The sequence below is a fragment of the Paenibacillus ilasis genome, assembly GCF_043195395.1.
Classification (GTDB): domain Bacteria; phylum Bacillota; class Bacilli; order Paenibacillales; family Paenibacillaceae; genus Paenibacillus_AQ; species Paenibacillus_AQ lautus.
The window spans coordinates 1756110-1769693 of sequence record NZ_JBHDJG010000001.1 but is presented as its reverse complement, the minus strand read 5'-3'; the positions used below and the strand labels follow the sequence as shown (position 1 = coordinate 1769693).

The following is a 13584-nucleotide window of genomic DNA, read 5'->3' as shown; positions in this document are numbered from 1 at the left end:
GACTATCCGATAAAATCTCCTCAGCCATCATCTCCAAAAGCTGTTTCACTTTCTCGTTAAGGCATGATTGGTTTTTGGCTGACAACGGAACAACCACAGGAAGACCATCTTGAGAAGACGGGGCCGGGCGATACGTCTCCTCAGGCGTATATTCTTCCAAGATGACATGGGCATTGGAACCGCCTGCTCCAAAGGACGAGACACCCGCTATCCTAGGAAACTCTATAAGCTCTCCATCCATATGAATCACCGGTTTTTGCCATTCCTGAAGCGATTGCTGGACGACAAAAGGCGTGTTGGCAAAGTTAATGTTCGGATTCAGTTCTTTGGCATGCAGACTGGGTACCAGCATCTTATGCTTCATTTGCAAGACGATTTTGGTTAGACCGGCCATGCCGGCTGCCGCTTCCAAATGGCCGATATTGGATTTGGCTGAACCGATGGAGCAAAACCCAGTATCCCCTGTATCTATGGAGAATGCTTGGGTAAGCCCTGTTATTTCAATGGGGTCGCCGAGATCGGTTCCTGTTCCGTGCGCTTCGATATAACTGACCGCTCTTGCATTTATTCCTGCTTTATCCAGTGCAGCACGGACGAGATCTCCCTGCGCTACAGGATTGGGTACAGTATAGCCGTTGGTTTTACCGCCATGATTCGTACTGGTGCTTTTAATCACGGCATGAATCTGATCTTCATCTGCAATTGCACGTGACAGAGGTTTCAGAAGAACGATCCCCACGCCTTCACCAGGAACGAATCCGTTTGCGCCCTGGCCAAAACTTTTGCATCTGCCATCCTTCGAGAGCATTTGTTGAACGCTAAGCCAATGATAATTGGAAGGGTGCAAGTATAGATTCACACCGCCTGCGATCGCCATTTCACATTCTCCCAGATGAAGATGCTCACAGGCTTCGTGAATCGCGGTCAGAGAGGATGAGCACATCGTATCAATCGGCATGCTGGGTCCTTGTAAATTCAGATAGTACGAAACTCTGTTGGCAACTGAGCTAAAGGAGGTGTACGGGTTAACATGTTCCCCCTGCTCCCATAAACCGGGGCCGTACAGATCGTAACCCGTCTTCGTGATCCCGGCAAAAACGCCTACCCGGCGGTTATGCTTGATCGCCAGCTGCTCCCGCGTATAACCCGCGTCTTCTAACGCTTCCCAACAGGACTCGATGAACAAGCGCTCTTGAGGGTCCATCATCATGGCTTCACGGGGAGAAATATTGAAAAACAAAGGGTCAAAATCCGCAAATCCCTCTAAAAACCCTCCCCATTTACTATAGCTCTTGCCTTGCGCCACTGCTTCCTGTGGATCCGAATCGAAGAAGTCTTCCATCGGCCAGCGGTCACCAGGTATTTCGGTAATACAATCTTTGCCTGCCTTAAGATTCTCCCAATATTCGTTGAGATTGCGGGCAGAAGGATAACGTCCGCTTATACCGATAATAGCAATGGGTTCTCGCGATTTGAGCTCAGGTTTATGGATTGGAGAGCGGGTAGAACGGTTCTTCTCTTTACGGAATGAAACGAGAACAGGAAAAGGTTCACCGGAACGAGGATCCACCGATGGTCTTGCAGATCCCTCCTCACTCTGCTCTCCCAGCCCTGTCCACCACACACATCGTTCCGTGTGTTCGGCAGTCAGATAATCAAGGACTTCACCTAATGTCTGGTACTCGTAGAACAATGTTTTGGAAAGCTCCCCGAAGATCACTGCCATTTTTGCATTCAATTGGTTGATCATGATCGAGTCGATTCCATAACTCTCAAGGGGTTCATTCACATGTAATTGGGTAACCTCGAGTTGTGTCACTTCTCCAAAGAGGACTTTGAGTTGACGGCCCGTTCTGTCTCTTAACAAGCCCTCATCGACTTGGTGACGCTTCGTCGGTTCAGAAGCTGCTGATTTAGGAGTGGGACCGGGTAGCAGCCTCTCTCTGATCTGATCTACTTGACCTGACACGATGAGGACTCGATCATGACCGGAAGCCAGTGCTTGATGCATAGCCTGTATACCGGTTTTCGTGTCCAGAGCCATCATTCCCCAGCTTTGCATCATCGATTTCTCCGTTATTTCATCAACTTCCATTCCGCCATCCTTCCAGTATGGCCAGTTGATGGACAACGATTGGCCTTGACGCAGTCCGGTTGCTACGAGACCGTTTCTATACGCCGCATAGGCATCCATATATGCGTTGGCAGCAGCATAATCCGCTTGTCCCGGATTGCCGAAACAGCCCGCGATCGACGAGAAGAAAATAAAGAAATCCAGCGGCAAATCCTTGGTGGCCGAATCTAGATATGTCGTCCCTGACACTTTGGGATTCAGCACTTGCTCCAATTCATCCCCGGTCTTTTTAAGTATGAAATTGTCACAAACGACACCTGCACCATGGATGATCCCATGCAGGCTTCCGAATTCCTCCAGGATGTCATGAATCAGGAGTTCTACCTGATCCTTAAGAGACACATCCGTTTGTTTATATTCGATTCTGGCTCCTGTTGCTCTCATCTCATGAAGTTTGGCTTCTTTATCCATAGATAGGACAGAACGACCGGTAAGAATCAATACTGGAGCGTTAACTCGCCAGATAATATCTTCCGCAAACAGGAGTCCGAGTCCACCTGCGCCTCCGGTAATCAGATAAACCCCGTTGTCTTTCCATGGAATGCTCACCTCCACCGGCGGAACAATAACTTCATTCCACCCTGCCTCCCACCTTTTTTCTTGATCAAAGCGTATGATATCTACTGCCAACCCCTTGCTGCGGTTAAGCATTTGCACGAGTATTGATGCCTCTACGTCCGGTTCTATTTCTATCAGTTGACCGCTTAATCGCGGGTTTTCCATACGGGCTGTTCGTAGGAGGCCGTAAAGTCCGGTGAACAGCTTCTGCTCACCCTGAACCGGTACCACAAGTTGAATAAGCACCTCGCCGGTCACTTTCTGTTCCATTATCGTTTTTACGAGGTCAAGAAACTGCTGTGCATAGGATTGGAAGCGTTGATTGATCTCCAGGTAAGAAGGTGACTGAAGCATCAGGCACTCGATGCCTGTCAGCCCGCTCTGTAGACTTTCGAAGGTTGAATGATCCATCTCACAAAAGATGGCTAGATGCCGGACATAACTCGACGGATTCCGACCATTCATGGTCTCTGTTTCTTTATAGATCGGTGTAAACATCTGGACCCCTGAAGCAGAAACTGAGCCTTTTGAACTTGAAAGAGCATCCTGATTTCTCATATTTGTAATCCTCCTCCAACCTTTGCGTGTTTTACGGTATGCTGTCCGTTGCTCTCCAATCGCGCTGTAAGTCCTTTCATGGTTGCGTATAACGCTCCGTGATGATCGTAGAAGTCAATATCAACTTTGATATTTGTCCCCTGAACGCCATACGCACTGTTTCGTACGTGAACCCATGACAATGGCGTTGGCTTACCGATCATATGAACCTCCTGCAAGGATAGCGGTTGTGCAGAACTCACGATTCCGCTACCCATTTGCTCATCCCAATCTGGCAAGAGGCCTATCGTCGCTTGCATAGCAGCCTCGGTTAGACTTGGATGCAATATGAAATGATGGGATGAATCCCGAAAAGCAGAATGCATTGAAAGCTTCGCGAGCAGCTGGTGGTGTCCGATAAACATCTCCTCTACCACTTGCTGTTGAGGACTATGAATTATTCCTGCTTCCACATATACCTTGTACCACTCAAACTTTGAGAAATATTTCACATTGCATTGTGCCTGTACAAGACTCATATCAGCCCGCAATGCCTTGCTTTGAAGGGCCGTTGTCAACACCCGTCCCTGATTGTGTATAACCGGATCTATGCTATTCTTGTCCGCTGTACTGTAGATTTCATATGAAAGGTCTCCCGCATCCGGGAAGATATCAATATGGAGCTGCAAGTCTTCTTCCACAAATTCAACCGGTTGGGACCAAACCACATCCTTGATCTGAATCTCTTCATGGGCGTCAAGGAAAACTCCCCCCGATAACTCCGCTGCTTTCCTGGCCATCTCCACATATATCATCCCCGAGAGTGTGTTCCTTCCTGAGACATCAGTTGAAGCCAGTAAAGGTTCGTCTCTGTTAAAAGTCGAGCTGTAGCGGACTCCCGAAAGATCCGATGTGTTCTGATGAAGCAGAGGGTGCAGCATGGCCTGCCCTTGTGGGGCTGATTCAATAGAAGAGCTGCCTTTGCCTTTTTTATCCGGTACCCAATAGCGTTCAGTCGCAAAGGGATAGGTTGGCAGAGATATGATGGTATAGCGTTCATTCGAGAACAACGCTTCATAATCAAGCCCATATCCTTGAATATATAACTCAGCAATCGTTGTTAGCCGCTCCACATATTCGGTGGGTTCGACCAAATGGCATTCCTGGATGCATTGGTTTCCGTATCGCTTTAAGGAAGGCTGTTCCCGACGATCATTTTCATTCAGTTCCGACACATAAACCTGTGGTACCTTGCTTCTGGCCAGCCATTTACTAAGGAATGTCATTAACTCATCCAAGCTCCGAGCTACGCAGGCTAAGCGGTTGTTAAAGTGCTTTCTTCCCGCCAACAAGGTATAGCTAAGGTTTCCGCAGTCTGCTTGCCTGTCATCTTGGCAGAAATCCAGCAGTTGATTCGCCTGCTTGCGCAGCTGCTCAGGCGTTCGTGCAGATAACACAATCAGATATCCCTGTTTGTCGGTATGACTCCCTGTTAGTTCCGGTGCCTCTTCTATAACAATATGGGCGTTAGTTCCGCTGAATCCGAAGGAGCTCACGGCTGCTCGTCTTTTACCACTCCTTCCTTTCTCCCAATCCCTGAGGCTCGTATTTACATAAAAGGGGCTGTCCTTAAACTGAATATTCGAATTCCCCGTTTCAAAATTTAGCGTAGGCGGAATTTGCTTATGCTTCAAAGACAGCAAAACCTTAATGATTCCCGCGACGCCAGCCGCATGGGCCGCATGCCCGATGTTGGTCTTGATCGAGCCGATCGCGCAGTACTCTTTGTTGTCGGTATAATTTCTAAAAGCCTTCGTTAGTGCCTGATACTCAATGGGGTCTCCCAGCTTCGTGCCCGTTCCATGAGCTTCTATAACCTGTATGTCGCCGGGATCAATTTGGAAGGCATCATATACGTTTCGTTCCAGGCGTTCCTGAGAGACGGCGCTTGGCGCCGTTATGCCGTTCGTCGTTCCGTCCTGGTTCATTCCCGATCCGCGAATGACTCCATAAATATGATCTCCGTCATGTATCGCTTCCTGAAGACGCTTCAGTACTAGAACGCCCGCCCCTTCACCCGGGATAAATCCGTCAGCACGCTCGTCAAAAGTATAGCTGTGGCCCGTTGTCGAAAGCATTCCCGCTTTGTTGGTGCTCAAATAGTACCATGGCGTAGACTGGATAAACACGCCTCCAGCCAATGCCATTTCCGTCTCGCCTGACCATAACCCCTGACATGCCATATGGACGGCGACTAATGAGCTGGAACAGGCCGTATCAATGGCGATGGCCGGTCCCTTGAGATCAAGATAATACGCAATCCGTGCCGGAATGACCGATCCAGCTATGCCCCAGAATGCTTGCGCCGGCGCATCATCTCCGAAGAGCTGTTGATAATCGCCCGCACCTCCAAGGCAGCCGACATAAACGCCGCAATGGCGTCCCTGAATCCTGGATCCGGCATAACCTGAGTCCTCCAGTGCCTTCCAGCATTCCTCCATAAATATCCTTTGCTGAGGATCCATATAGCTGGCTTCCAGACCATTAATATTAAAAAAGAATGGGTCAAACTGATCAATATTCTCTACAAAACCTCCGCGATCGCAATACTGGGCCACTTTCGGATAATGTGCCGAGAGATCCCAACGCGGAGACTCTCCAATAAGTTCTGCTCCGTTGGACAAGTGCGTCCATAGTTCGTTCACGTTAGCTGATTTAGCATACTTTCCGCTCATTCCGATAATGGCAATCGGTTCTTTGTTCATGGGTGTCATAGGAGAGACCTCATGCTTAACGAGATCAGGTGCTTGCCTTCCTGATATAGAAGCCTTATCGATAAACCGGCTGGAATAAGATGGCGATGCTGCTTCACCTAGTTCAGGTATATCCCGCCGATTGTCTTCAGAGACGACTGGTTTGTTTAGATTCTGCCCAAGCAGGCCAGCGACTGCATCCCTGTGATCCGATAAAATATAAGCTGTAAGCTGCTTAACAGAACTGTAATCAAAGAGGCTCGTGGTATCGAGTTCGATGCGTAAGGCTTGATTAAGGACTTGTACCAGATGAACCCCGATAATGGAATCCAGACCATAATCGGCAAAGGACTCCTCCAATTCGATTTCGTTCCTATTTACTTTTAATGCCTCGGAAAGCTTCTCAATGATGGTCTCCTTCACATGATCTTCCAGCATCTGTTCGGTCATAACCGTGCTGGCCTGTTTAGCGGCAACGTTCTTAACTCGAGGCTGCTCTTCCACTGCGGCAATCGTTTCTAACCCGTCCCTTGTATCAAATGGTTTGGCATTAAACGTGCGTTTGACCTCTGCATCGGCTCTGTCTGAATGGGGCACCTGTTTCACTCGGACCACCCCGTTACTACTTGCCGCAATGATCTGCTGTCCCCATTCATGAGACTCTTTTGCCGGAAAAAAAACCGCTTCGTAGCCTTCGGACTCCAACACGTCCTTCCAGGTTTCGGGATACAGACCCGGACTACCAGGAATGCGTAAAGGTGCATCTTCATAAAGCCACCAACCTTCCAGGAGTCCAAAGGTTAAGTGCGTAAATAATCGGTTATCGCTCAGCTCATTGATTAGAATCAAACCGTTCTTTTTCAGGACGGATTTGGTATTGCGTAAAGTTTGGCGGATATTTCGGGTCGCGTGAAGCACATTTGTTGCAATAGCTATATCGAATTCACCCAAAGGGGTGTCCGAGCCGGCAACGGGCGCATCAACATTCAATATTTTATAAGTCAAAAAGGGATTGTGCGGACCGTACTCCTTCTCAGCAAATAATAAAAACGCTTTGGAAATATCGGTGTAGCAATACTCCTCGATATAATCACTGCAAGGCTTTAATTTTTGGAAAAGCCTGCTGCTCGTTCCTCCCGTGCCGGCACCAATTTCAATGATCCGGATTTTAACGGCAGGAGATTCGTTGATCCGTTCCTCCATATAGGCCAATAAGGTATCGGCAAGAACTTCATTGAAATGATCGGCGACGGGATTATTTTTATAGATGCCCTCCACTAGGTTCATGGAGGAATTCGGGAACATAATATCGGTGGCCAGGCGTTTACCTGTCAGAATTTCAGGCAATGCAAGCATGACCTCTTCAGCTAATGTCATCCATGCCTTTAAACTCGGATCTTCCAGCCATTCGACTTTCTTCAGTTCCCATTCCTTCCATAACAAGGCTTTATCAACGGATAACGGATCGGTTACTTTGTACATTTCACCATCCTGATAGAGGGAGTGATGCTGCACAAGGACGCGCAAGCTTTCCTCAAACCACTTTTGGTACATTGGGATGATTCCAATATGGGCTTTGCTCTCGGCTGACTTCGTATCCTTTTCCAATAATCCCATTGACGATAGCTCACTTAGCAGCATTCTTGATAGAAGGCTGATCATTTCCTTATTTAAACTCTGGGCCTCATTCATGTTCTGGAGCCGATCTGCTGTTCCCGAATTATAGTCCCTAATTTTGTTGATCACTGACGGTATGCTATCCGATCGGATATCGATGCGCTCTTTAGGATTCATGCCTTCCACGATAAGAGGTTTGGTCGTTGTAATCATCGCCATTTGATGAATCGGAATGGAAACCAATCGTTCCAAAGCTCTCATGCCAGCTTCAGGCTCAATGAGTCCCATCCCGATCCGGGACAGCTGTTGTACATCCTCTGAAGCAGAAGCGTCATCGCTGCTCCAATACCCCCAATTCATCACCTTCACCTTGCACGGCCATTCATGCGAAAGCCGATGTGCGAACGCATCCTTGAACGTACAGCCTGTTGCGTAGTGGCTCTGTTTTGGATTCTTAATGAAAGCGATCAAGGAAGAGAAGAACATAACAAAATCCAATGATTCCTTACGGAAAACCTGGGCCATCCGTACGGTCACGTCAATCTTGGCCGATAGCCCTGATCTGAATTGATCCTCTTCCATGTCCAGGAGACTTCGATTCGACAGCACCATCGCCGAATGCACGACGCCGTTAATTCGCGAATATGTCTGCTTTATTTTTTCATAAGCTGCTCTGAGTTCTTCATAATCGGTTGCATCTGCTGAGATATAGACGGGTCTGGGTCCAAAACGAGCGATTCTATCCATATCCGCCTGGATATGTTCATCCATCTGTCTGCGGCCGACCCATACCACATAGGCTCCATAAGCACGAACCATATACTCGCTCCATGCCTTGCCGATACCGCCAGCTCCTCCAATTACGACATATACGCCACCCTGCCTAAAGCTTGATTTCACCATTGCAGGAGTATTCAATGGTACAAGCTGCTGCCGGTACCACTGCTGTTTCCGGTACACCCAAGGGTGTCCACGCCGATCAGCAGGGAGAGCGAATATATCGGATACAGGCCACGGACGGCCGGCCTCCAAATCGATAATTCGGATATTCCAGCTCGGATATTCTTTTGCCATTGAACCTACCAGACCGTGAATGCCGGCATGCGAAGGATCGACCTTGCGAGATTCGTTAACCCTCTGCGTGTCAAATGTGATCACTGTCCATCCCAAGGCGCGGGCAGAATAACCCAATCCAATGAACGCCTTAATCAAGCGGAACAATGGGATAACGCCATGCTCCTGTCGTTCAATCAGTTTTTCATCTTCCAGGGAAGATGACGGACCTGCAGGAGCAACCCACACGATATGATCAACTATGCCGAAAGTTTCTAGTTTTGCAGCAATTTCTGATATCGTATCTGCTGGATTCAAATCAAAAAAATGCACCCGCGGGTACATCTGTTGAATCATGCTCCTATTCTCTTCCCCACCAACATAGATCACATGATCGGAATCATGCGCCTGCCATGTGCCATTCTCTACCGGAACGGCCTCCCATGCTGGCACAAGATGTATATTTCCGACAGGCGTTTGTACCATTGCCTCCTGTGTAGCCGCATTAGACCGACTGCTGGCCTCAAGCTCCCCTTCCAGCACCCTTGTTGAGAATCCTTTGATACGAACACAAATATTGCCCTGATCATCACATATATCGATATCCAGCTTTGGAGTTAAACCTGTCTTTGCAGCCTTATCGTTGTTTCGTATCCATGCCCACATATTCGGCGTGCACTCCCCCCGAATATCCAGTTCCTGAAGGGCAAAAGGCATCACCGGGTTCACCGAAACCAGGGGCATGTCGCCAGAATTCATAGAATAAGCAATCGTCGCCTGTAAAGCTGAGTCCATTAGGCTTGGGTGGAGAACATACCCCTTCAAGGTATTAGAAACGGATGACGGCAAGGATAACTTAGCCAATATTTGTCCCGCACCTACATACGCTTTCTCTATTCCCCTGTGGGCCGGGCCATACTCCATCCCCATCTCATGAAAGACCTCGTAGAATTGGGAGGATAAGAAGCACTGTTCGCCGCAATGCCTCTTCAAATCTTCAATATTCAAGACATCCTTCGTTCCAGCAGCTGGTAGCAGCTCGGCACTGCCTTTGCTGTGTACAACAGGCTCTGAATTTGTGCTCTCCTGAACTTGACTATATATTTCGTAAACGATCCCTCCATGCTCAGCGGGAAGCAGTCGGATATTCACTTCAGCATATTCCTCCCCAACGGAGACAGGCCGAATCCAAACCACATTTTTCAGGCGGATTCCCGTATGATGCTCCGCTCGGCTGCCAAGGGATTCCATGACTGCCATACGCGCCATCTCCAGATAGGCAACACCCGGTAATATCTTCTGCTTCCTCACGACATGATCGGATAAGAAAAATTCATTTCCCCTAAAAGTGCTGCTAAATCGCTGCTCGGTAAAGTCGGACGTGTTTTTGTGCAGCAAAGGGTGTATCCCTGCTTCAGCAGTCGCAGCAACGATTGGTTTTCCGGCAGCTGGTACCCAATAACGCTCCCGTGCAAACGGGTAGGTCGGTAAACTGATCCGGGAAGGCCTGGTGCTCTCGCCGTATAATAAATTCCAATCTAACTCCATGCCCGAAGCCCACCCTTCAGCCAATTCATCCCAATTCCCCTCATCGATCCATTGGCTGACGGACTGCTTATTCCTATCACCTGCAGAGGAGGATGCAGCTGTATCCTTCATTAACTTGGCCTTGCCTCTAAAGCCGTGTTTAAGTTCTTTATTGTCCAGAAAAGCTTGGAGCCCCTGAATCAATTCGAGGATATCCTGAGCGACAAACACCACTCGTGCTTCCATGGCTTCGCGTCCGACTTGCAGTGTATAAGCCACGTCTTCGATGGAGATTATCGAGCGGTTCTGTCCCTGCTTGTCCTGATCATCGGATCCGCCATCATGATCTGTTCCAACGTTAGGAGCCCCCATCACTTCTGGGTGCTCATTCAGAAGATGAGCGGTTACGGAAGCAATCGTGCTTCTCTGCCCCCATTCCTGATCATCGATCTCAACGAGGAATTCATCCTGAATTTTTCCCTTTAATAATCGAATATGAACAGGCTCAACTCCATATTCACTCCACGGAACATCTAGTTCAATGAGTTCTTCATGAACATGCATGATATCAGCTAATAATTCCTTCAGTTTACCTTGTAGGTCGACTGTAAATCCCGGCTCTTCATCCTGCTGTACCGGATCGCTCTCAGGCAATCCTAACAGATAATCGAGCATCTCTTTTGCGTAGGTTTTGAGCCTTTCTTCATTTTTAGCCGAAACAGGAACAATCACAGGTCGCTCTTGTCCATGGTTCTCCTGCGTTGTATCGCTTACTTTCGCACCTATGTATTCTTCTAGAATCATATGGGCATTTGAACCAGTGGCTCCGAAAGAACTTAACGCAGCTCTCCGCGGATAGCTAATCTTGCGCATGCCGTCCATGGTTACAGGTTGTTTCCATTTCTCCTTGGTGTGCTGCACATAGAATGGAGATTGTTCAAAATCAATATAGGGATTCAATTGCTCGGAATGCAGGGATGGAACCAGTGTTTTGTGATAGATTTGGAGAGCTGCCTTCTGGAGGCCGATAACTCCCGCGGCGGACTCCGCATGGCCAATATTGGACTTTACTGAACCAATCGAGCAATACTGCCGTTCTCGGGTATACAACTCGAAGGCTTTCATTAACCCTTCGATCTCAATAGGATCCCCCAGCGAGGTGCCTGTACCGTGAGCTTCGACATAACCGATCGTTCGCGGGTTTATGCCTGATTGCTCGAGACAATCAGCGATCACTTCCCCCTGTGCCACTGGGCCAGGCACCATAATGCCGCTCACAGTCCCTACATGGTTGATCGCGCTGCCTTTTATAACCGCATAGATTCGGTCATTATCTCGAACTGCTTTATTTAATGGTTTTAAGAGGACTGCCGCAACGCCTTCGGCTGAAACGTAGCCGTCGCCTCCTTCGCCGAAGGTCTGGCAATAACCGTCACTTGAATGCATCCCCCACAACCCGTATGTCATATACTTCGACGGGTGCAGAGATAAATTCACCCCACCGGCCAATGCAACTTCGCTTTCTCCACGTTTCAAGCTCTCCATCGCCAGATGAACGGCCGTGAGGGAAGATGAACATAGCGTATCCACGGTCATGCTGGGGCCATGGAAATTGCAAAAATATGAAACCCGATTGGCAATAGGGCCTGCATTCAGCGAAAGTGGGAATGCTTCCCCTTGGGAAGCAGCATCTGCGCCCACCAGGGAATAATCCTTATGCATCACACCCGCGAAGACGCCTACCTTCCGCCTGTTATTTTTACCTCGGGGCGGGACTAATGATTTAGGGGTATATCCAGCATCCTCAATGGCTTCCCAGCAAGTTTCCAGGAACAACCTTTCCTGGGGATCCATCGTTTCTGCTTCACGAGGGGATATTCTAAAAAATTTCGGATCAAAGCAATCCGGATCGTCTATGAATCCCCCCCATCTGGACATCGCTTTCCCGCCAGCTGATTTTATACCATCCATCGTCTTCCAGTCCCAGCGGGATTTTGGAATTTCGCTTATGCTGTCCTTTCCCTCCTGCAAATTCCTCCAAAATTCGTGAAGGTTTCTAGCTTGGGGATATCGGCCGGACATACCGATAATGGCAACGTCTCCTTCCGTTGACGGATTATCAGAAAGATTGGAACCGGAAAACGAGCGCTTAGATGAACTCTGAAATTCCGGATCTGAAGCGGTATCAGTTACGGATATTACCGATGCAGCCTCGGATTGCTTGAATTTTGAAGCATAGTTTTCTTCGAGATAAGCAGCAAGCTCGGCAATTGTTGTATACTCAAACAACAAAGTCGGCGATAACGAGATATTAATGCTGGTCTCAATCGCCCTCACAATCTCTAACAATCCGGGGGAATCCAGTCCCATCTCGTAGTATCCGGATTCAGGATGGATATCTTCCACCTTACAGTTAAGCGTGTCCGCCATGAGTTGCCGTAGGAACCATTCGATCGAAATAACGGGTGCCGTTTCGTCGGCACCCGTTATTTGAACCTGCTTATTGGAGCTGACCCGAGGTGGCTTGCGCTGCTCCGTGATCTGAGATGATGAAAGGGACCCTTTCCGCTCCGGATGGATCAACCCGGCATCGCGAACCAGTTTCGTAGATAAGTTTTTCAGTTCCCCGACTTTTTTTCCATCCCCGTTAAAAAACTCCATCGTCCAAAACATCAGCTCATTCTTATGAAGAACGGACGACCTCTGCACCCTTGTAATACACCGTTCCTGGAGCGGTTCCGAAGCATTAAAAACGGCATAACTCAGAGGCAAGAACAAGCGCTGTTCCTCTTGGGCAGAAGGAGCATACATTCTTCCGCCCCCTACGCCACTACCGTCGATCAGAGCAGGATGAAATAAGAACTCTTTCGAGCTGGCTATCGCTTCCCGACTAATAGAAAGATCCAGAATTGCTGCTGTATCCATCTCATAAATCTGGCCTACCGCCTTCATATATCCGGTATGCACCAACTCCTGGCTTCGGTACTCTTCATAAATGTCATGGATGGGGAGCACACGGTTTGCTGCCCCCTTCACGAAGCCTAAATCCAGCGTTTCCGAGTATGACACCTGATCTCTTGCATGCATCTCGGCCGTGGCATAAAGTGTTTGCTCTGGTTCTTCCATACCGTTACGACGATTCTGTCCCTCCAACCGAATCTTCCATCTACCAGGAGAAGCCTCATCACATTGAATGCCGAGAATTATAGTAACATCCCGTTCGACTATGAGCGGTTTATATATACTTAAATGACGAAGCTCAAGTTTGTCGAATAGATAGTGATGTTTCTTATAAACCTGGTAGATAAGGTCAATATAGGCCAGTCCAGGCAATAATTGTTGCCCGTATACCATATGATTGCTAATAATCGGGTTCTTGGCGGACAGGTTAAACTGTTCATACAT

Annotated in this window: 2 protein-coding genes (1 of these 2 cut by a window edge); both read right to left on the bottom strand. The window is 48.4% G+C overall.

Features of this window, described 5'->3' with window-relative positions; translation table 11 throughout:
• Positions 1 to 3250, bottom strand: the 5' portion of a protein-coding gene (locus ACETK5_RS08455) for an SDR family NAD(P)-dependent oxidoreductase (protein WP_394055075.1). The gene continues 14753 nt to the left of window position 1, outside the view; only the first 3250 of its 18003 coding nucleotides appear in the window; the start codon lies at positions 3248 to 3250; its stop codon lies beyond the left edge, outside the window.
• Complete coding sequence (locus ACETK5_RS08450; protein ID WP_463510129.1) at positions 3247 to 13584, bottom strand: SDR family NAD(P)-dependent oxidoreductase; 10338 nt, start codon at positions 13582 to 13584, stop codon at positions 3247 to 3249. Before ACETK5_RS08450 ends, ACETK5_RS08455 begins: the two co-directional genes overlap by 4 nt.